This is a genomic window from Leeuwenhoekiella sp. NPDC079379, assembly GCF_044542075.1.
In the GTDB taxonomy this organism is placed as follows: domain Bacteria; phylum Bacteroidota; class Bacteroidia; order Flavobacteriales; family Flavobacteriaceae; genus Leeuwenhoekiella.
In genome coordinates, this window is the sequence record NZ_JBITTU010000007.1 from 17,726 (window position 1) to 40,137 (window position 22,412).

Genomic DNA, 22,412 nt, shown 5'->3' on the forward strand with positions numbered 1-22,412 from the left:
GAGCCCTTTTGGGCTCTTTTTTAGTTTACCCCAATTTATTTAGAGAATCTCCGTATTTTGAATGCTTTAAATTAAAATATGATTTATGAATAAATCGTTACTTCTATTCACTGCTTCTTTATTTCTAATTTCCTGTACCTCAAAGGCTCCTGTTTTTGATCTGGTAATTCATAATGTGAATATTCTCAATTTAGAAAGCGGTGAAATTCTTAATGAACAGTCGGTATTTATTAATGCAGATACCATTCACTCTATTCTACGCACTAAAGATTTGCTAACCAGTGCGGCAAAATCACAAATTGACGGAACAGGAAAATACCTAATGCCGGGTTTATGGGACAATCATGTACATTTTCGCGGTGGAGATAGTCTAATAGAAGAAAATAAAAAGTTTTTAAACCTGTATCTGGCAAACGGAATTACCACAGTACGCGATGCCGGTGGAGATTTAACCACTGCGGTACACGAGTGGCAAAATGCAATGGCTGCCGGTTCTTTAAACGGACCTACAATATATACTTCGGGTCCTAAAATAGATGGTCCCGGCGCAACCTGGGCAGGATCTTTAGAAGTTTCAAATCTTGAAGAAATTAACCATGCGCTCGATTCGCTTCAAGCTTTAAATGTAGATTTTGTAAAAATTTACGACAGTAAAATTTCCGCGGAAAATTATTTACAAACCATTAAAGAGGCCGAAAGTCGAAACATGATCACAAGTGGGCATATGCCCTATTCGGTTACACTAGAAGAAACTACCGAGGCAGGTATAGACGCAATAGAACACTTGTATTACATTTTAAAAGGGTGTTCACGAGAAGAGGTAGCTATAACGGAAGCTGTAAAAAAAGGTGAAACAGGTTTCTGGACCTCCTTAGATCAAGTTATAAAAACCTATTCTGATGCTGCTGCTCTTAAAACTTTTAATAGCCTGAATGAGCGTAATGTATACGTTGTGCCTACACTACATATTGGCCATACCTTAAGTTACCTTGATGAACAAGATCATACGTCTGACGATTATTTAAGTTATATAGGTTCCGGAGTTCAAAAAACTTACGAAGGTCGTATTAACAGTGCACTAGGCGCCTCAACAGAATTTGTACGAATGCGAAAAAAATTAGATTCTACATTTGTTAAGCTAACCGGCGAATTGAATAAAAATAAGGTAGGCCTTCTTGCAGGTTCAGACTGTGGGGCTTACAATTCTTATATCTATCCCGGTATATCTTTACACCAAGAACTCGAAGCTTTAGTAAACGCAGGTTTGAGTCCGCTTGAGGCGCTTAAAACTTCTTCTCAAAACGGAGCTCAATTCTTAAATAAGACGATTCCGAAAATACAAAGCGGAGCACAAGCAGATTTACTTTTATTAAACGCAAACCCCTTAAAAAATATTAAAAGTACTCAGGATATTTTTGATGTTATAAAAGCCGGAAAATCATTTAACAGGCAGGAATTAGACAGTTTGCTAAAAGCTTCAAAATATTAAATTTATACAATCCTGAATGTTCTCATATCAAACCACTACAACATTATGAAATTAAAAATTACGCTTCTCCTACTATTAACCATATGCTTTTCGGCAGTTGCCCAAAAAGTGAAAATCCCTGTAGATACTACTATAATATCTAAACACAATGTTACCATTAAGGGTAAAAGTATTCCGTATAAAGCGGAGTTGGGTTTTCAGCCGGTTTGGGATGAGTCAGAAAATCCTGTAGCTACTTTAAACTATACCTACTACACACGAACAGATATTAAAGATGACCAGACGCGCCCACTGGTTATAAGCTTTAATGGTGGTCCCGGTTCTGCTTCGGTATGGATGCATATTGCCTACACCGGCCCAAGAATCCTTAAAATAACCGATGAAGGATTCCCGGTACAACCTTATGGAATTAAAGACAATCCCAATTCGATTTTAGACGTAGCAGATATTGTTTTTATAAACCCGGTAAATACAGGTTACAGCAGAATGCTTCCCAATGAAAAGGGAGAAATGCCAGATCGCAAACAATTCTTCGGAGTAAATGCAGACATAAGTTATTTGGCCACTTGGGTCAATACTTTTGTTACCCGCCACAACCGCTGGAGATCTCCAAAATTTTTAATTGGTGAAAGTTATGGTACAACCCGTGTTTCGGGTTTGGCTATGGAATTGCAGCAAAACAAATGGATGTATATAAACGGTGTGATTCTGGTATCACCTACCGAAATAGGTTTTGAATTTGGAGGTCCTGTAGAAATTGCAAACCGTCTGCCTTATTTTGCAGCCGCTGCATGGTATCACAAAGCCCTACCTCCTGCCCTTCAAAATAAAGATTTACTCGATATGCTTCCTGAAGTTGAAGCCTATGCTGTAAATAAATTGCTTCCGGTACTGGCTAAAGGCGGCTATGCCACCGAAGCAGAACGCAATGCAGCCATAGAAAAAACAGCTTACTACTCTGGTTTATCTTTAAAAACAGTAAAACAAAATAATCTTGCCGTACCGTTTGACTATTTCTGGAAAGATTTGCTACGCGACCAGGAAGGTTTTACAATAGGACGTCTTGACTCACGCTACAAAGGCCTGGATATCGCTGATGCTGGCTCTTCTCCTGATTATAACAGTGAGCTTACCTCGTGGCTACATAGCTTTACACCTGCTATTAATTATTATATGACTCAGGAACTTAATTTTAAAACAGACTTGACCTACGATATGTTTGGCGATGTTAGACCCTGGGATCGTAGTGACAACCATTCTGGTTCAGATTTACGCGAAGCAATGGCTATGAACTCAAATCTGCATCTTTTAGTTCAGTCAGGTTATTATGATGGAGCCTGTACCTATTTCAACGCCAAGTATATTATGAGCCAGATAAACCTCAATGGTAAGTTTACAAACCGTATAGATTTTAAAGGCTATCGCAGTGGTCATATGATGTATTTGCGCAACGAAGATTTAAAAAATGCTAATGAAGATTTACGTGTTTTTATAGAAAAAGCAAGTAAAAATATAGCGCAGGGCGCTAAGTATTAATCGTGTTCTCAATCTATAAAAACAGATATATTAAGAATTTAAGATACTCTTAATGTTAGAAATTCGGTCAGGTTGCGGCTATGGGTTATTTTCGCGCTTATGGATTTATCACAGGTAAAATTAGTAGTCTCAGATATGGACGGTACACTCCTTAATGATCAAGGAGCTGTGAGTTCTTTATTTTTTGAGCAGTTTGAACAACTTAAAAAGCATAATGTACAATTTGTAGCCGCAAGCGGAAGACAATACTACAGTATGATTCACAAGTTAGAGCCTATCAAAGATGAAATTACCATAATCGCAGAAAATGGCGGAATGACCGTAATCGCAGAAGAGGTAACAGATACTTGTACTATAGACACGGCAACCGTTCACGATTTAATACGTCGTATGCGTAAAATAGAAGATGCACATATTGTTCTATGCGGAAAAAAACAGGCGTATGTTGAATCTGAACACGAAGAATTTTTAAATATTTTTAACGAGTATTATTTTAAATACGACCGTGTAGATGACCTTACCAGTATAAAAGATGATGATTTCTTTAAAATTGCGGTTTATAGTTTTGGGGGTTCAGAATCTACAACATATCCTGAAGTGCGTCATTTAGAAGATAAAATTAAGGCAAAAGTTTCTGGAGAAAACTGGCTAGACTTGAGTCATCTCAATACAGACAAAGGTCGTGCACTTAAAATTCTTCAGAATAAATTAAATATATCTAAAGACGAGACGATGGTCTTTGGCGATTACAATAATGACATCGAAATGATGGAACTTGCTCATTTTAGCTATGCTATGCAGAATGCGCATCCTAATATTACCAAGGCAGCTAATTATAGTACTAAAAGCAACAACGAGGGTGGCGTAGAATATATTTTAAGTCAGCTAATTGAGGCTAAGGAGCAGCTAGTCACCAAATAAAGTTAGAACGACACTTCGCGAGCCACCGTGATTACGGTGTTCACAAAGATAAATACCCTGCCAGATACCCAGATTTAATTTTCCGTTTGTAATAGGTATTGTTACCGAAGTTCCCATTAGCGATGCCTTGATGTGCGCCGGCATATCATCTGGCCCTTCGTAGGTGTGTATATAATATGAGGCATTTTCGGGGACCATTTTATTCATATGACTTTCAAAATCTTCCCGTACGGTAGGATCTGCATTTTCATTTATAGTAAGGCTGGCAGATGTATGTTTAATAAATACCTGTAACTGCCCTATTTTTATAGTTCTCAGCTCTTCTAAATGAGTTGTAATCTCATTTGTGATTAGATGAAAACCTCTTGTTTGTTGCTTTAACAATATTTCCTTCTGAAAAAATTTCACTGCCCTTAAGATTTTAAATTGTGTATTGTTGAAAATTACAAATTTTGAGTTGGTCTTTAATAGATGACTGTGAATAAGTGTTTACATTTAATGTTTCAGTAACGGGTTGAGTCACCTAACTTAGTATATTCTTTTAGAAATTAAATCTATGGCTGCTATTATTAAAATAAAACAACTTCAAAACCAGTGGGAAACTCAAGATCCATTTCTTTTTTGTGCTTTTCACCACGATAGTTATCCTAAAGGCAATGGTAATTTAGGACCTCAAGCATCTTTAGCAGGTCGTAATTTGGGTCAGGATTTTATTCAGAAAGATGGCTGGGCGATGTACCACGGCTCTAAAATACCGGGATTTCCGGCACACCCGCACGTAGGTTTTGAAACGGTTACTATAGCACAACAGGGATTTGTAGATCACTCAGATTCGCTAGGCGCTGCCGGTAGATTTGGAAACGGTGATGTACAGTGGATGACAGCCGGAAAAGGTGTACAACACAGTGAAATGTTTCCACTACTCAATACCGAAGACAAAAATTCCCTGCTGCTTTTTCAAATATGGTTAAATCTACCTGCAAAAAGTAAAGGTGTAGCTCCTTATTTTGGAATGATGTGGCACGAGAATATTCCAGTTATTAATCTTAAGGATAAACATAACAATAACATTAGCATAACCCTTATTGCGGGTACTTTTAAAAATCAAAGAGCATTAGACCCTGCGCCAGATTCCTGGGCAGCAAATCTTGAGAACGGAATAAACATTTGGCTGATAACATTAGATGCTGAAGCGACATTTACACTTCCCAAGGGAAAAAAAGGAGCCAACAGATCGCTATATTTTTATGAAGGTAATGAGCTGATTTCTGAAGAGTTTACAATACCGGTGATGCACGAGATACAAGCAGATGCCACGCAAGAATTAAGACTAATTAATACAAATATTCCTGCATCACTTTTACTACTTGAAGGAATGCCCATAAAGGAGCACGTCGTAAAACACGGACCCTTTGTAGGCAATTCAAGAAGTGATATCGAAAATGCTTTCAGAAATTTTCAGGAAACAGAATTTGGTGGATGGCCGTGGCCTTCACCTGAGCATACCCACGACGCAAAAATGAAACGCTTTGCCTTATATCCAAACGGTAAGAAAGAAGATCCGTCAGAATTAGAAGTTTAAGTGTGAAAGTTTTACTAATATAATTTTACCTTAATCGTGATTATTTGCAATTAAACGATTAATATTGTATTATTAAAACTTATCCCAACTTCTATGCATAAAAAAATTACTTTTTTAGGAAAGGCAATTATGCTGTCTTTTCTATTTATTAGTTTCGGATTTTCTACATCAACCTATGCTCAGTGCGCCGGTGCGGATGCGACACTCAGTTCGTGTAACAAAGAAACAAATCAATTTTTAGACTTATTTGCAGCTCTAGGTGGTTCACCAACTCCGGGTGGTACCTGGACTGATAACGACAACACCGGTGGTTTAAACGAAACGACAGGTGAGCTAAATACCTGGCAAATAAGTAGCGGTGGTACCTTTAGTTATACTTATACAAACCCCAATTGCTCAGAGAGTGCTACAGTAACGCTGACATTGGCGGGTTTTCCGGGACAGAGCAATATGAATGCCGTAGCTTGTGATGACAATAGTAGCGTCAACTTGTTCCAATTTACAGGAGGTAGCCCTGCAGCAACAACGCCAGGAAATTGGACTCTTATTGCAGTTAGTAATGAAAGAGGTGATGATGTTGCATCAGCCAGCAACACGCTATCAGGACGTAATTTTGATGCTTCACAAGCTGGAAAAGGTACCTATACGTTTAGATATACCATTACAGATCAACCGGCAATAGATTGCCAGACTAGTTCTGCTAATCCTTCTCCTATTTCAAGTATGGTACGACTTGAAGTATCTCCTGCACCAGATACTGGAAATTTAGATGCTACCATTCAAACTATTTTTTGTGAAAGTGATGATTTATCAGGTTTCAGAAATTATAATTTAAGAACTGCTATCATAAACGAAGATGACGGCGGTTTCTGGACAGAAAATACTACCAATGAAATTAGCAATGTAAACGATAGTTTTATCAATATTGAAAACATACGCGATACCTTTGGCGTAGGCACCTATTCTTTTACCTATACTGTAGAACCTGTAAATCAAATTTGTAACGAAAGTAAAATTACGGTAAATATCGTTATTGAGCAGGTAGCAGATTTTAGAAATGCTAAATTAGAGTTTAGTTTTCCTGCGGAAGATGATGACGTTATTTGCGTAGATACGTTACCTATTACTCCAATTGTTACCATTACAGGAGATATAGCTGATATACCTAACGGAAATTACGAAATGACATACAGCGTAAGTGCGTCACCAAATGCGGGGACAGAAACGGTAGTTGTTGCTATGACCGATGGTGTGGGTACTTTTAATGCAAATACAGATTTTTTCACAGGTGTAGGAGTTGCTGAACTCATTATTGAGTCTATCAAAGACCCTAATACTCTTGGAGAATGTATTACATATCTAGGAGATCTTCGAGATACACTTACTATAGTGGGATTACCCGATCTATCTGATGCGCTGATTGAAGTAAATCAACCTTTATGTCTTGAGCAAGACGGTACTTTCACTATAAGTGATGCAGGTACTACTCCAGAACTCGAATTAATAGACGGGATTTACAGCTTTACCTATACGTTGGCAAATTCTACAACTTCGATGAATTATACGCAGACAGCAGATGTTTTAGGAGGTACAGCCACAATCCCATTACCGGCAACAGCACTCTTAACGGCAGATGACTATACTATCACATTAACAAATGCTACTAACTATGCAGGATGTAGCTCTGATGTTGCGATTACAACCACTTTTACGGTAAGTCCTAAACCAGACGCTCAGACTTTAAGCGTTAGTGTTACTGATGCCTGCGAAAGCGAACCAGTAACCGTCACTATTACAGACACAGCTACGACTGCAAATCTTATAGATGGCACTTACGATTTCACATATGACCTAACAGGAGCTATTACACTTACAAATCAATCTGCTACTGGCGTTGTTGTAACAAACGGTACAGGATCATTTATACTACCTGCAACAATTTTAGCAAATGGGAACTCTAACCTCTCGTTGACTTCCATTGCAAATTCATTAACGGCGTGTGAAGCAGATAACTTAACAATGCCTACAGACGACTTTAATATTACTCCAATACCAGATCTAACCAATGCAGTACTTACGGTAGTTGATGTTTGTGAAGACAAGGAAGCTACTGTTATGATAAACGTTACTCCAACTGCTGTTCAGGATGGTAGTTATACGTTGAGCTATACAATTAGTGGTGTTAATACGCTGGCGCAGACCAATGCTAATGTGACTTTTACTGCTGGTGTGGCAATCTTAACAATTGCTGAAACATCACTTACTAACGCAGGAACTAATACAATCACAATTTTAAGTTTAGCCACTGCTACTTTAAACTGTGCAGCAATAGGTTTACCAGTTTCTCAAACTTTTGAAACTTTACCCGTTCCTACACTTACAAATACAACAGTTAGTGTAGCTTCGGTATGTTTAGGAGAAACTTCAGATATTCTTTTTACAAATTCAGATCTTACAGATGGTACTTATGAAATTGAATATGAGTTAACCGGAGCAAATATGTTCTCTCAAACGGCTACAATCACATTCCAAGGAGGAAGTGCATCTTTATCTCTTGATGCTCTAACCTTAGCTAATGCAGGAACAACTACCTTGACTATTAAGTCAATAACAAGCACAGCGTTTACCTGTATTAACGATACAAGTATAACTACATCTTTTGAAGTGAATCCTATTCCAGAACTTGCTGATGAAAGCGTGACAGCTTCAGATATATGTGTAAATGAACCAGGATTAGTTAGTATTGCAAATGCAGCAAATCTTACTGATGGCACGTATACAGTAACTTATGATTTGTCTGGCGCGAACACAGCCTCAGGTCTTTCGGCAACCGTAACTGTAACAAACGGAACAGGAGTATTTGAAATACCAGCTACTGCTTTAACACAAATAGGGATTACAACCATAGATATTACACAGGTTACAAGCGCATCAAATTGTGCTTCTGGTACTTTAGCTGTGAGTGATGATTTTGAAATATACAGTTTACCAGACGCTACCGGTGTTGTAGTAACCGGTACTGATGTTTGTTTTGGAGAAACGGTATCTCTGTTATTAAGCGGTGCTTCAGCATTAGTAGATGCAGATTATTTAGTTACCTATGCGCTTAGTGGAGCTAATACAGTACAGTCTGTAACTGCTACGCTGCCTTTCACAGCAGGCGCTGCGACCTTGTCTATAAATTCTTCAGTACTGATAAGTGCAGGCGTTACTACCATAGAAATTATAGACATTCAAAATTTTACAACGTTGTGTAGTGCTTCAAATTTAACTGCTATACCTGCTGTAATAAATCTTGAAGATCCTACTGCTCCATCACTTACTTCATCAGGAAATGTGTTTTGCGTAAACGACGATCCTACAGTAGCAGATCTTTTAGCAAATGCAAGCTCAGGTTTTGACATCTTAGTTTACGATGCTGCAACCGGCGGCTCTCTTGTAAGTTCAACCACCGCTTTAACTGCAAATACAACCTATTATCTTGCTGCTCAAAACAGTTCTTCAGGTTGTGAAAGTTCACAACGATTAGCTGTAACAGCAGATTTAACGGGTTGTGATTCGGTATTTATACCAGATGGTTTCTCTCCTAACGGCGACGGAATAAACGATCTGTTTGAAATGAAAAATATAGATATTATTTACCCAAATTATACTATTGAGATATTTAACCGTAACGGTAATGTCGTGTTTAAAGGTAATGCCTCTACAGGCTTCTGGAACGGACAGGCAAATCAAAACCGCTTAGGAGGAAACACACTTCCTAACGGTACCTATTTCTACATTATCAATTACAACAACGGCCAAACAAATTCTAAACAAGGTAAAGTTTACCTAAACAGATAAAAGGATGATCTCAATGAAAACTTCAACTTCAAAATTTACGTTTTTTGCAGTGCTTGTCCTTTTTTGCACAAGTATGTTTGCACAACAAGACCCAGAATACACGCAGTATATGTATAATATGAGCGTGATTAACCCAGCTTATTCATCTGTAAATAAAGCTAAAATAGGTGGTATTTACAGAGCTCAGTGGGTAAGTATAGATGGTGCTCCCACAACTGCCAGTTTCTTTGGGCATTTACCAATTTCTGATAAAGTAGAGCTGGGCTTGAATATTGTTCACGATGAAATAGGCGATGTGGTACAGGAAACTAATTTAAATGCAGATTTTGCTTACAAATTACCCGTACAGGAAAACGCTACACTTTCCTTAGGTATTAAAGCTGGTGCTTCCTTTTTTAGCACAGACTTTAGCAGACTTCAACTGGGCAGCGGTGGTCCTGCAACAGATCCTTCTTTTGATCAGAATATAAACCGCACGTATCCTACAATAGGAATTGGAGCTTATTATTTTTCAGAAAAATATTATGTAGGACTTTCTGCTCCTAACCTTGTAGCCTCTCAACATCTTGAAGATCAAAATGGCGTTCAGCGTCTGGGAAGTGAAAACACGCATTATTTTTTTACCGGTGGTTATGTATTTGAGCCGTCTTCAGACTTTCAGATTAAACCTTCATTTATGGCGAGATGGGTAAATGGCGCTCCGGTAAGTATTGATGTTAATGCCAATGTGCGCTTTTATCAACGTTTTGAAGCAGGTATAGGCTACCGCATTGATGACGCCGTAACCGGAATGCTAAATTTCGAGGTAACACCAGGTGTTCGCGTAGGCTATGCTTATGACTACACCACATCAAATTTAGGAGCATACAATAATGGAAGCCACGAAGTTATGATTCTTTTTGATTTTGACCTGCTAAGCAAATTACCATCGTACCTTAAATCTCCTCGCTTCTTTTAATTTACAGTATTATAACTATGAGAACTTATACCATTCTATGTATTCTGCTGATTGTTTTTCAAGTAGGATTTTCACAAAGCAAAACATTAAAAGAGGCCAATAAGCTTTTTGCTAATCAGGCATACGCCGAAGCAATACAAGCTTATGAGACAGAAGAAACTTTAGATTCTACAGCTACCTTAAAATTAGCAGATGCTTATTATTATACAGCAGATGCCCCAAATGCTTCTGCAGCCTATGCAAAAGCATGGGTGTTAAACCCAAATCAAAGTCTAAGCACCTATTTTAGGTATGCAGATGCTGCAAAGCGAAATAAAGATTATGATAAAGCAAATGAGTTATTATCTACTTACACAGGTGAGGCAATCTCTATTCTAGAAACCACCGAAGCTAACGATCTTAAACTTCCGCAGTATTTTATGCCTACGGTTTTAGATGCAGCTTCTGCCTATGACGATTTTGGAGCCGCTTATTTTGACAGACAAATCGTATTTGCTTCAAATCGTAATGCAGAACGACCGCTTTATGCCTGGACCGGAAAACCCTTTCTAGATTTGTATTATGCTAAAGTTTCGGGAAGTACGATAACTGATGAAGGTTTGTTTCCGGGAGCGATAAATACAGACACGCACGAGAGTAATGCTGTATTTACGGCAGATGGCAAGCGCATGTATTTTACACGTACCAGCTCACAATTAAGCAGAATCGACAAAAATAAAGTGGGTGTGCTACAAATATATAGCGCAGAGCTGGTAGGTACACAGTGGTCTAACGTAAAACCTATTGAGATAAACAATTCGCAATATTCAATCACGCATCCTGCAATTAGTCCAGATGGCAGTTCATTATATTTTGCTAGTGATATGCCTGGTGGTTATGGTAACTTTGATATTTATAAAGCCGAAATTAATGCAGATGGAAACGTAAGCAATCCTGTAAATTTAGGACCTCAGATAAATACAGATAAACTAGAACAATTTCCATTTGTATCAGAATCGGGCAACCTGTATTTTGCCAGTAATCGCGTAGAGGGTCTGGGTGGTCTAGATGTTTACCGAAGCGACTGGGAGTCTGGTGATTTTCAAGAAGCATTTAATCTGGGCTCATCCATAAATTCAAATGCAGATGATTTTGCTCTTATTTTAAAAGAGGGCTATGGCTCTGGATTTTTCTCTTCTAATCGAACAGGAAAAGACAAATTATATGCTTTAGAAATCTATCCTAACGTAGATTATGTGGTCTTAGGAAATGTAGATGATAAGACTACATTAAAGCCTATTCCAAGCGCAGAGGTAACCATGTTTAATACTAAAACCGGTACCATTACTAAAACCCGTTCTGCTGAAGATGGAAGCTTCAAATTTGATGTTCGCCCTAACAGTTCATATAAATTTAAAGCAAATAAAGAACTTTATGTTCCTACCGAAAAGGAAGTAAAAATTGAATATTCACCACTCACCAAAACTGTTATAAAATTAGAAATGCTTGCTTACGCAGATTCAGACAGTTTAATTGTTTTTAATAAGCGTAATCAAACAACACAGATAAATCTTGAGAAAATATTTTTTGATTTTGACAAAGCTACTATTCGTCCTGATGCTGCTAAAATCTTAAATAAACTAGTTGAGGTAATGCAAAAATATCCTAATATGAATATTGAAGTTGCATCGCATACAGATAGCAAGGGTTCTGATAGTTATAACTTACAATTGTCTGAGCGTCGAGCACAGGCTACAGTAGCCTATTTAATTTCTCAGGGTATTAATGAAAGTCGTTTGACCGCTAAAGGTTATGGAGAAACCGATTTGATAAACGATTGTAATTCTATGAATTGTACAGATGCTCAACAGGATGTAAACCGAAGAAGTGAGTTTACCATCTTAAAGTAATACGCAAATCATTTGAGTCTTCGATTACAGAAGTACTTCTATTATCTCATAAAAAACCCCGCTAAAAAAATTTAGCGGGGTTTTTAATCTTAAGTTTTAATAAGTCTAAAGACCGTTTATATAACTACCATATAAATCTTTAAAACGCATCCCTTCAGACATACGATATTTGCTTAATTTCTTAAACTCTACCAGTGCCCAAAGAATAAACTCTTTCATAAAGTACTGATCTTTTTTATCAAGATCGGCCTGATACGTATTTATTAGAGTTTGTAAAGGCGCGACATCATCGAGCATCTTTTTATATTCCGCTTCATTTAAATCGTCAAGCAATTCAAAATCGGTTTGATCAAAAAACCAGGCTATAATGGGGTCGTAAGGGTTATTTTCATTCTGTTTTTCGAGCTTTTTAATTTCGGGGAAATAAGTAATGAATAATGTTTTAATAGCGTCGCCTATTAAGGTGTGTGCAACAGATGCTGCTCCCTCCTGCTCTCCTTCGTAAACTAACTCTACTTTACCGGTGATTGCAGGTATCATTCCCATAAAATCACCCAAGCGTACTGTAGTTGTATCATCTCCTGCCTGTAGCGCTCTACGCTCTGCAGTACTTAGAAGATTCTCGTAAGCAGTAATACTCATACGTGCACTCACCCCACTTTTAACATCTATATATTCACTATCACGAGCCTCAAAGCTTATTTGCTCTAAAAGATCTTTTGCTAGTGAAGGCACATAAATCTGCTCCTCATTACGACCATCTCTGCGTGCTTCTTGCTGCGTTATGGTGCGCGCTATCTCTATAGTTTCAGGATAATGTGTAAGAATTTGAGAACCTATACGATCTTTTAACGGTGTTACAATACTTCCTCTATTTGTATAATCTTCAGGATTTGCAGTAAATACAAACTGAAGATCTAAAGGCAAGCGCAATTTAAAACCACGTATTTGTATATCTCCTTCCTGTAAAATATTAAATAATGCAACTTGTATACGAGCCTGTAAATCTGGTAATTCATTAATAACAAAAATGCATCGGTTTGCTCGTGGGATCATCCCAAAGTGAATCACGCGATCATCTGCATAACTTAGTTTTAAATTAGCAGCTTTAATAGGATCTACATCCCCAATTAAATCTGCTACGGTAACATCTGGAGTCGCTAGCTTTTCGGCAAAACGATCATCTCTGTGAAGCCACTCTATAGGTGTGTCATCTCCTTTTTCGCTTATTATTTCAATAGCAAAGCGCGATAGAGGATTAAGCGGGTCATCATTTAATTCTGAACCTTCAACAACAGGTACCCACTCGTCTAACAGTTGAACCATTAAACGTGCAAGACGTGTTTTTGCCTGCCCTCTTAAACCCAATAAATTAATATTGTGCTTGGAAAGAATTGCGCGCTCTAATTCTGGTATTACCGTATATTCATAACCATGTATACCTTCAAAAGAGTTTTTTCCTTCCTTAATATTTTTAAGTAAATTTAGACGAAGCTCATCTTTAATACTACGACTAGCGTAATTCGCTTTCTTTAATTCACCTAATATTTTAATAGCTGGTTTGCTCATAGTCTTTTCTTTATTTTCTTTTTCTAGCGTATTTTCTTTTTTCTGTTAGTCTCATAATCTTCAAAAATCATCTCTCCCAGTCCTTTAAGTCCTGTGTAAAATGCTTTTCCTTGATTAGCTTCCGTAAACTGGCGTACAAACTGCATCAGATATGGGTCTTGTGCAATCATAAATGTGGTTATAGGTATTTTGAGTTTACGCGCCTGACTGGCCTGGCTATAGCACTTGTTTACAATATACTCATCTAAGCCCACACTATTTTTATAATAACGACCGTCAGCTTCACGTATACAGCTAGGTTTACCATCTGTGATCATAAAAATCTGCTTATTGGTATTACGTTTACGACGTAAAATATCCATAGCGAGTTGTAAACCGGCAACGGTATTGGTGTGGTATGGTCCTACCTGCAAATACGGTAAATCTTTAATTTTAATAGGCCAGGAGTCATTACCAAAAACAATTATATCTATAGTGTCTTTAGGGTAACGGGTCGTTATTAATTCGGCTAGAGCCATCGCTACTTTCTTAGCAGGTGTAATGCGATCTTCGCCATACAAAATCATACTATGGCTTATATCTATCATAAGCACTGTACTCATTTGCGCTTTATGCTGAGTTTCTTCAACAATAAGATCTCTTTCGGTTAAATCAAAATTACCCATACCATTATTGATCTGAGCATTCTTAAGACTTTCGGTCATCGAAACGCGTTCGAGACCATCACCAAAACGATACTCTCTAGTCTCGCCAGTATGCTCATCGCCACTACCTACCCTATTAGTTTTGTGATTTCCTAAACCACCACGTTTAAGCTTACCGAAGATTTGATCTAAAGCACGTTGTCGTATTGCCTGCTCTGTCTTAGCAGTAATTGATAGAGAGCCCTTTCCGTCAGGTTCTAGTTCTTCTTTGAGATAACCTTTATCTTTAAGTTCCTGTACAAAATCATCTAATGTATAATCTTCATTAGTTAGTTTGTATTCCTTGTCCAGCTCTTTAAGCCAGTCCATAGCCTCATCAAAGTCTCCCGAGGTATGTGTTATCAGCTCTTTAAAAATTTCAAAAAGTTGATCAAACAACGACTGTTCGGGGGCTTCATAAGTTTTAAAGACAAATCCCTTACGTATATTTTCTTTTTTCATAGCGACTTAAAATTACGGAATTTTAGACTTTTGACCACGTCCAGAACACAAAAGCTAGACTTAAAAATTAGCCAATTTTAAAAATATTCATAGACGTTTAATACCAACTGAGATTACACTATAAACAAAAAAACCCTTCATTTCTGAAGGGTTTTAAAAAGGACTTATAAAAAGTCTTACATTTTTGGCATCACAACTGCGTCAATAGCGTGTATCACACCATTTGAAGCGTCTACATCTGCCATAACTACTTTTGATTTGCTTCCGTTAGCATCAGTAATAATAACATTTTCACCATCTAAAGTAGCAGTTAACTCACCACCTTGTACAGTTTTGATTACAAAACTTCCGTTATTGTCATTAATTGCTTTAACTACATCTGCAGCCATATACTCTCCAGAAACAACGTGGTATTTTAAAAGACCAGCTAATTTCTCTTTATTTTCAGGTTTTGTTAAACCTTCTAATGTACCTGCAGGTAATTTATCAAATGCAGCATTAGTAGGAGCAAAAACAGTAAAAGGACCAGCTCCGTTTAAAGTCTCTCCTAATTCTGCAGCTTGTATAGCAGTTACAAGAGTTGTAAAGTTCTCATTGCCCATTGCTATAGTAGCGATAGTTTGTTGCTCTGGCATTTCTTCTTCAGTAGTTGCCTCAGCCTCCATAGCCATTTGCTCTTCGGTCATAGCTTCATCAGCTTCTTTGTTTTCATTGTCTTTGCAAGAAGTAAAAGCTAAAGTAGCAAGTACTGCCATACTTAAAAATATCTTTTTCATAAGTGTTGTTTTAAATTTTAGTTGCTCAAAAGTATGTTGAATTCTTTATGATTTTACATTTAAGTTTATAAGCTTCTGTTAATTGTATTTTTTTTATGTTAAGACGACCTAAAAATGTAAATCAGATCAATATTTTTAAGTTTTCATTAACTTAGAAAAAAATTCATCATATTTTAAATTATGAAAAAAACACTACTACTCTCCTTTTTAGCATTGTCACTAGGAATGTCTGCCCAAAAAGTAAATCTCGATTTACTCAAAAATATAAAACCACGTAGCGTAGGACCTGCCGGAATGAGTGGCCGTATTACATCAATAGATGCGGTTACTGCAAACCCAGATATAATTTATGCAGGAGCTGCGAGTGGCGGTATCTGGAAATCAACCTCGGGCGGCGTAACCTGGAAACCGGTTTTTGAAAACGAAGCAACCGCTTCTATAGGCGCTGTTGCAATACAACAATCTAATCCATCTGTAGTATGGGCCGGAACAGGAGAAGGAAATCCCCGTAATAGTTTAAATGGTGGTTTTGGAATTTACAAAACACTTGACGGTGGTAAAACCTGGAAATGTATGGGGCTTGAAAATACCCGTCATATATATAGAGTACGTATTAACCCAACAAATCCTGATGTGGTTTATGCCGCTGCAATAGGATCGCCATGGGGCGAACACGAAGAACGCGGTGTGTACCGCACGCAAGACGGAGGTAAAAGATGGGAGAAAATTCTTTATGTAGATTCTAAAACTGGAGCTGGTGAACTTATAATGGATCCTACAAACCCTAACAAATTAATTGCTGCAATGTGGCAACACAAGCGCGACCCCTGGTTTTTTAATAGTGGTGGTCCCGGTTCTGGCTTGTATATTACCTATGACGGTGGTGATACGTGGAAAGAGATTACTTCTAAAAACGGGCTGCCGGAAGGTGATTTAGGTCGTATGGGACTGGCAATTGCCGCTAATAAACCCAATATCGTCTATGCATACATAGAGTCTAAAAAGAATGCCTTATACCGTTCTGAAGATGGTGGTGAAAACTGGAAAAAAGTAAATGATAATACAGATGAAATAGGAGATCGCCCTTTTTATTATGCAGAAATTTACGTCGCTCCTAATAATGAGAATAGAGTGTATACCGTTTTTACCTACATAAATGTATCTGAAGATGGTGGTGCCAGCTTTAAAGAACTTATGCCTGCCTATGGGGTTGCAAATGGTGTTCACCCAGATCATCATGCGTGGTATATACATCCTACAAACCCTGATTTTATGATAGACGGGAATGACGGCGGACTCAATATTACACGAGATGGTGGTAAAACGTGGCGCTTTGCTGAAAATATTCCGGTGGGTCAATTTTACCATATTGCTGTAGATAATGAATACCCCTATAACGTTTATGGCGGTATGCAGGATAACGGAAGCTGGAGAGGTCCCGCATATGTTTGGAAAGATCAGGGAATACGGAACGCTTACTGGCAGGAAATCTCTTTTGGTGATGGCTTCGATGTAGTTCCAGATAGAGACAATTCACAATACGGCTGGTCTATGAGTCAGCAAGGTTTTGTGAGCAGATACGACTGGGTAACCGGAAACAATTATTCGGTACGACCTACACACCCGGATCCTGAAGTAGAACTGCGCTTTAACTGGAATGCAGCAATTAATATAGATCCGTTTGATAATAATACACTTTACTTTGGCAGCCAGTTTGTACATAAATCAACAGATAAAGGATTAACATGGGAAGTTATTTCTCAAGATCTCACAACTAATAATCCCGAAAAACAAAAACAAAGCGAAAGTGGTGGATTAACGATGGATGCTACAGGAGCCGAAAATCACACGACAATTCTGGTTATTGAACCTTCTCCTATTGAACAAGATATGCTCTGGACGGGTTCTGACGATGGTAAGGTATTCTTTACTACAAATGGTGGTATGAACTGGACTGATGTTTCAAAAAATATAAAAGGCCTACCTGAAGGCAGCTGGGTTGCTCAGATTAAAGCTTCAGCAACTAAAAAAGGTGAGGCACTACTTGTTGCAAATAATTACCGAAGATTTGATTACAAACCGTATGCATATCGCACTACAGACTATGGTAAAACCTGGAAAAGTCTTGTAGATGTTGATGATGTAGGCAGCTATACACTTTCAATTTTAGAAGATAAAAAAGAACCTAATCTTATGTTTTTAGGTACAGATGATGGCTTGTATATAAGTTTTGATGCCGGTACAAACTGGCAAAAATGGACAAACGGCTTCCCTACTGTTCCTGTTAAAGACATGGTAGTTCAGGAGCGTGAAGATGATCTTGCTATCGCAACTTTTGGTAGGTCAATCTGGGTTTTAGATGATTTAAAACCTTTACGCGCCCTGGCCAGCAATAAAGATTTAATCGCTAAAATGAGTAGTCCAGAAACTCCTACTCTTGAGGTTTTCCCTCCTGCCGTTGCCTATCAAAACGCATCACAGCAACCTATGGGAAGTAGATTTGGTGCAGATGCTACCTTTAATGGTGAAAACCGCAGCAGTGGTGCTCAAATCAAATACTTATTTAAACCAAAGAAAGACACCTCAAAGAAAGACAATGCAAAAGAGAAGACTGATGATGAAGAAATTTCTGAATCTGCCGTAAAATGGGATAGCATTATCTTAACCGTTTACGATGGTGACCGTCTAATTAGAACTTTAAAAACAAAAACTCCAGATAGTGCAGGTACCTATAGCATGCGCTGGTATATGGATGAGAAAGGTAGCGACAGACCTTCTCGTACACTGCGCAAGCGTACATCAGAATCTGGTGGGGTTTCGGTAAAACCAGGAACTTATAAAGTTGTTCTCAGCTACGGCGACTTAAAAAATAGTCAACCCATTACGGTTAAAAGTGACCCGCGTTTAGATATTTCAGCTAATGCTATAAATGAAATATATGCTGCTGAAAAAAATCTGGAAGAAATGACGCAGGTTTCCGCAGATGCTGTAAAACAACTTGTTGAAAGTAAGAATATCGCAGATACATTTCTAGCAGATTTAAAGAAACTGGACAAGACGAAATATAAAGTTCAGATTGACAGTTCTAAAGCTATCGCTAAGAAAATAGATGCCCAGATCGCTTTGTTCTTAGGTAAAGAAGATGACAGGCAGGGTATCACGAGAAACAAAGAAGTTACAGTACTTAACCGTATTTATTCTGCACGTGGTTATGTAGGTAGCAGACCTAATGGACTAACTAAGACTGAAAATATTCTAGTTGCTCAGGCAAAAGAAGAGTTGACTCAGGCTTTAGCTGCTGTTAACAACTTTTTTAATGAAGACTGGAAAACTTACAAAGCAGAAATGCAAAAGCTAGAACTCGATCCTTTTAAGCAAATTGAAACATTTGAGTTCAACTAATCTAAAATTCTTAAATACTAAAGCCCGGAAGCATTATGTTCTCGGGCTTTTTTTGTTTTACAACTTAAAAATTTCATTTGCTAATAATCCCCACTTCTATAGAGTGAGCAATAGCCTGATTACTTTTTTTGAAGTAACAAGTCGCAACCTGCAGTCGTTCCATTTTAGATAATGCCTCTTGTACCTTAACTTTTTTTGAGTGTCTTGTTTGTCTTAGATATACAGCTTTGATATTTTTAGGAAAGATCTTGCAGATACGCTCATAAATAAACGCATCCTGTTGTGAGTCGTCTCCCAAAAGCACGTATTGCTGTTTTGGATAAAACGAAATTATATCCTTTATTTTTACAAATTTATGGTCGTGATCTCCGCCTCCGGTAGTCAAAAAGTCTGAGATTCCGGTTTTGATATCTTTCAGTTTAATTACTGCCTTAGGTAATCGCTGTAGCTTGGTAAACTGTACGATAAAATCATATAAATTCCATTCGCTGCTCGACACATAAAAAAATGAATTGCTTTGCCCTTCGGCTTTATGCCCGCTATTACTCAAGGCATCGTAATGCTTAACCACATCTTCAAAAGTCTTTCTTTTGTTTACATTACGCGCGAGCATTACGTAGAGTTTTTTAAAGATATTTCCGCTGTGCGAAATTAAAAAAGTATCGTCTATATCTGAGATTATGCTTAGTTCGCTTTCAAAAGGTTTTAATAAATCTGCTTTTTCCACAATTCCATAAGTGGCTTCTTCGGGTTTACAGCTTACTTCATAACGATGCCACCCACTCTCTAAACTTTCAGTAAAGGGTACGGTAAACCTAAAATACCCGTCTCCCATTGTTAATGTGGTGATGTCAAGATTCTTAAATTTAAGTCGTACCTCAACATCTTTTAAGGGAGAGATTCTAAACATATGAAGTACAGAAAATGCGTGTTTAAAACCTTTACGATCTAGCTGATATTTATCTGGAGCCCAGGATTTAAACACGTGACCAAATACAATGAGTTCGTCTTCATTTACATAACCTCTATATAATTGTAAATCTAATTTCACTATTGGTAATTTGTTAACGTTCTCAGGTGTTCAAAATACCTAATTTTAAATCGAAATTTACTTAATGAAAGCACAAAAGACTATTCTCCTTGTCATTAATCCTATTGCGGGAGACACAGACAAAAAACCAATAATAGCGGCTTTTAAAAGTCAAGTTGCTGATAGTGGAAATAATCCTATAGTTTATGAAACTACGGGAAAAAATGATAATGATAAAATTAATGAGCTTATAGAACACAATGCGATAGATCGTGTTTTAATTTCTGGTGGTGATGGTACTATACGTGAAGTTGCAGATCTTTTAAAAACAAAAGATCTAAAAATAGGTTTACTGCCTTCTGGCTCTGCAAATGGGTTAGCTTCTAACTTTAATATTCCTGAAAAATTACAAGATCAGCTTAACATCGCGCTGGGTACTAATTATATTAATCTTGATATCGTAGAAATTGATGAAATCACCTGTTTACACATCGCGGACCTGGGTGTTAACGCAAAATTAATAGAGAATTATGAAAAGTCTGAAATACGCGGCAAACTAGGATATTTTTTACAGGCCATCCCTACCCTATTAAATTCTGATTATCCCTTTAATGTTGAAATTGAAGCAAACGGCAAACAGTATAAAGAACAAGGGGTTTTAGTTGCAATTGCTAATGCTAATAAATTTGGTACCGGCGCTAATATAAATCCTACAGGCAAAATGGATGACGGTATTTTTGAAGTTTTAATTTTCAAGAATTTAAGCGTCAAGGGGATTATTGAAACATTTTATGATGATGCTAAACTCAATCCAGATTTTGTAACGGTCATCAAGTGTAAAGAAGCTAAAATAACCTGTAAAAAACCAATAGCTTTTCAAATTGATGGTGAGTTTATAGGTGAGAAAACAGTTATTAAAGCTGTTATGGCTGCACATCATCTAAGCGTAGCAATACCATAAATTAACATGGTATTAGCACTTTTGTTAAGCTATATATAATTCTTTGGTTAGCCCCAAGCAATCCTTTACTTTAGTACTCTACTAAATAATCAAAATTATCATTATGAAAAACTACGCAATACTTTTTTCACTTGCTTTAACTTTAGGTTTTACCTCTTGTAAAAACGATAAGAAAGACAAAGAAGTTGATGAAGTAACTACAACCGAAACTACTGAGGCTGCTCAAGAAGCGCCAGCAGTTAAAAAAATCACGGTAAAATTAGATTCTAAAAGTGGTAGTACTGCAAAAGGTTCTGCTGTATTTAAGGAAGAGGACGGTAAAGTTACAATGACAGCCGTTTTTGAGGGTCTAAAGCCAGGTATGCACGCTATACATATACATGAAAATGCAGATTGTTCTGCAGATGATGGTACCTCAGCCGGTGGTCACTGGAATCCTACTAAAGAACAACACGGAAAATGGGGTGATGCAGCAGGGTATCACAAAGGAGATATAGGCAATTTTCAGGCAGATGATAATGGCAACGGTACAATCACTATGACAACAGATGAGTGGTGTATAGGTTGCGAAGATGATATGACTAGCATTACTGGTAAAGGTTTAATTGTACACCAGGGTGCAGATGACTTCAAGAGTCAACCAAGTGGTGATGCTGGTGCTCGTGTAAGCTGTGGTGGTATAATTGAGTAAATCACTTTCTAAATAAATAACTAAAAGCAGCCCGAAAGGCTGCTTTTTTAGGTTATATTTAATACATTTAAGCCAACTAAATTTAGCTATGCAGCCAGACGATTTAATACTGAGATTACAGCAGAAAGATGAAAAAGCATTTGAACGCTTGTACAGTTTGTACTCTCAAAGCATTTTTGGAGTAATAAATAGTGTTTTACACGATACAGAAGCATCAGAAGAAGTTTTACAAGATGTTTTCATTAAAGTATGGGATAACTGTGACTCTTACTCTTCAAAAAAAGGGCGCTTTTTTACCTGGTTACTTAATATAGCACGCAATGCGGCTATAGATAAGACACGTTCTAAGTCATTTAAAAATCAAAAGAAAAACCTCACACAAGAATATTTCGTAGATATAATTGAAAGCAAGAATAGCTTTTCGAACAAGATGGATGCTATAGGAATTAGCAAGTACATTAAGACTTTAGGCGAAGAATGTAAAAAGGTAATTAACCTATTATTTTTTAAAGGTTATACCCAAAAAGAAGCTTCAGAAGAGCTTAATATGCCTTTAGGTACTATTAAAACCCGTAACAGACTTTGCATTAATAAATTAAGAGAAATATTAGTAGAGTAAG

16 protein-coding genes are annotated in these 22,412 nt (G+C 37.4%); 11 read left to right on the top strand and 5 right to left on the bottom strand.

What is annotated here, in order from left to right; translation table 11 throughout:
• Nucleotides 1–85: 85 nt before the first annotated feature.
• The 3 genes from ACIGAM_RS13440 to ACIGAM_RS13450 all read left to right on the top strand — a co-directional run bounded on the left by ACIGAM_RS13440 (nt 86) and on the right by ACIGAM_RS13450 (nt 3,946).
• A complete protein-coding gene (locus ACIGAM_RS13440) occupies nt 86–1,489 on the top strand; it encodes an amidohydrolase family protein (RefSeq protein ID WP_396511961.1) in 1,404 nt (467 codons plus the stop codon).
• Nucleotides 1,490–1,534: 45 nt separating this feature from the next.
• The gene (locus ACIGAM_RS13445) at nt 1,535–3,025 is read left to right on the top strand and encodes a S10 family peptidase (protein WP_396511962.1); all 1,491 of its coding nucleotides are present in this window, start codon (nt 1,535–1,537) and stop codon (nt 3,023–3,025) included.
• A 99-nt stretch (nt 3,026–3,124) separates the two neighbouring features.
• Nucleotides 3,125–3,946 carry an HAD family hydrolase gene (locus ACIGAM_RS13450; RefSeq protein ID WP_396511963.1) on the top strand — a complete coding sequence of 274 codons (822 nt, stop codon included), beginning with the start codon at nt 3,125–3,127 and terminating at the stop codon, nt 3,944–3,946.
• Here the strand turns inward: ACIGAM_RS13450 and ACIGAM_RS13455 are convergent.
• A complete protein-coding gene (locus ACIGAM_RS13455) occupies nt 3,932–4,354 on the bottom strand; it encodes a secondary thiamine-phosphate synthase enzyme YjbQ (protein WP_396511964.1) in 423 nt (140 codons plus the stop codon). The genes ACIGAM_RS13450 and ACIGAM_RS13455 overlap by 15 nt on opposite strands.
• Before the next feature lie 148 nt (nt 4,355–4,502).
• Between ACIGAM_RS13455 and ACIGAM_RS13460 the strand changes: the two genes are divergently transcribed.
• The 4 genes from ACIGAM_RS13460 to ACIGAM_RS13475 all read left to right on the top strand — a co-directional run bounded on the left by ACIGAM_RS13460 (nt 4,503) and on the right by ACIGAM_RS13475 (nt 12,218).
• On the top strand, nt 4,503–5,528 hold the full coding sequence (locus tag ACIGAM_RS13460; protein ID WP_396511965.1) for a pirin family protein: 1,026 nt from the start codon (nt 4,503–4,505) through the stop codon (nt 5,526–5,528).
• Nucleotides 5,529–5,621: 93 nt separating this feature from the next.
• Nucleotides 5,622–9,371, top strand: coding sequence for a gliding motility-associated C-terminal domain-containing protein (locus ACIGAM_RS13465; protein WP_396511966.1), 3,750 nt, complete (start codon nt 5,622–5,624; stop codon nt 9,369–9,371).
• A 4-nt stretch (nt 9,372–9,375) separates the two neighbouring features.
• Nucleotides 9,376–10,329 (top strand): type IX secretion system membrane protein PorP/SprF, encoded by a 954-nt coding sequence (locus tag ACIGAM_RS13470; RefSeq protein WP_396511967.1) that lies wholly within the window; start codon nt 9,376–9,378, stop codon nt 10,327–10,329.
• A gap of 17 nt (nt 10,330–10,346) precedes the next feature.
• Nucleotides 10,347–12,218, top strand: coding sequence for an OmpA family protein (locus ACIGAM_RS13475; protein WP_396511968.1), 1,872 nt, complete (start codon nt 10,347–10,349; stop codon nt 12,216–12,218).
• 105 nt (nt 12,219–12,323) lie between these two features.
• On the opposite strand, the gene ACIGAM_RS13480 is transcribed toward ACIGAM_RS13475, so the two are convergent.
• The 3 genes from ACIGAM_RS13480 to ACIGAM_RS13490 form a co-directional block, all read right to left on the bottom strand.
• A complete protein-coding gene (locus tag ACIGAM_RS13480) occupies nt 12,324–13,787 on the bottom strand; it encodes a magnesium chelatase (protein ID WP_396511969.1) in 1,464 nt (487 codons plus the stop codon).
• Between the two features lie 23 nt (nt 13,788–13,810).
• The gene (locus tag ACIGAM_RS13485; protein ID WP_396511970.1) at nt 13,811–14,932 is read right to left on the bottom strand and encodes a VWA domain-containing protein; all 1,122 of its coding nucleotides are present in this window, start codon (nt 14,930–14,932) and stop codon (nt 13,811–13,813) included.
• Between the two features lie 176 nt (nt 14,933–15,108).
• On the bottom strand, nt 15,109–15,708 hold the full coding sequence (locus tag ACIGAM_RS13490; RefSeq protein ID WP_396511971.1) for a fasciclin domain-containing protein: 600 nt from the start codon (nt 15,706–15,708) through the stop codon (nt 15,109–15,111).
• A 180-nt stretch (nt 15,709–15,888) separates the two neighbouring features.
• Between ACIGAM_RS13490 and ACIGAM_RS13495 the strand changes: the two genes are divergently transcribed.
• On the top strand, nt 15,889–19,110 hold the full coding sequence (locus ACIGAM_RS13495; protein ID WP_396511972.1) for a WD40/YVTN/BNR-like repeat-containing protein: 3,222 nt from the start codon (nt 15,889–15,891) through the stop codon (nt 19,108–19,110).
• A gap of 73 nt (nt 19,111–19,183) precedes the next feature.
• On the opposite strand, the gene ACIGAM_RS13500 is transcribed toward ACIGAM_RS13495, so the two are convergent.
• On the bottom strand, nt 19,184–20,161 hold the full coding sequence (locus ACIGAM_RS13500) for an App1 family protein (RefSeq protein WP_396511973.1): 978 nt from the start codon (nt 20,159–20,161) through the stop codon (nt 19,184–19,186).
• A gap of 64 nt (nt 20,162–20,225) precedes the next feature.
• Here ACIGAM_RS13500 and ACIGAM_RS13505 point away from each other — a divergent pair, with 64 nt between their 5' ends.
• From ACIGAM_RS13505 to ACIGAM_RS13515, 3 genes are all read left to right on the top strand, one after another.
• Complete coding sequence (locus tag ACIGAM_RS13505) at nt 20,226–21,101, top strand: diacylglycerol/lipid kinase family protein (RefSeq protein ID WP_396511974.1); 876 nt, start codon at nt 20,226–20,228, stop codon at nt 21,099–21,101.
• A gap of 103 nt (nt 21,102–21,204) precedes the next feature.
• Nucleotides 21,205–21,792, top strand: a complete 588-nt coding sequence (locus ACIGAM_RS13510) for a superoxide dismutase family protein (RefSeq protein WP_396511975.1) — start codon at nt 21,205–21,207, stop codon at nt 21,790–21,792.
• Nucleotides 21,793–21,880: 88 nt separating this feature from the next.
• Nucleotides 21,881–22,411 carry an RNA polymerase sigma factor gene (locus tag ACIGAM_RS13515; protein WP_396511976.1) on the top strand — a complete coding sequence of 177 codons (531 nt, stop codon included), beginning with the start codon at nt 21,881–21,883 and terminating at the stop codon, nt 22,409–22,411.
• Nucleotide 22,412 lies beyond the last annotated feature (1 nt).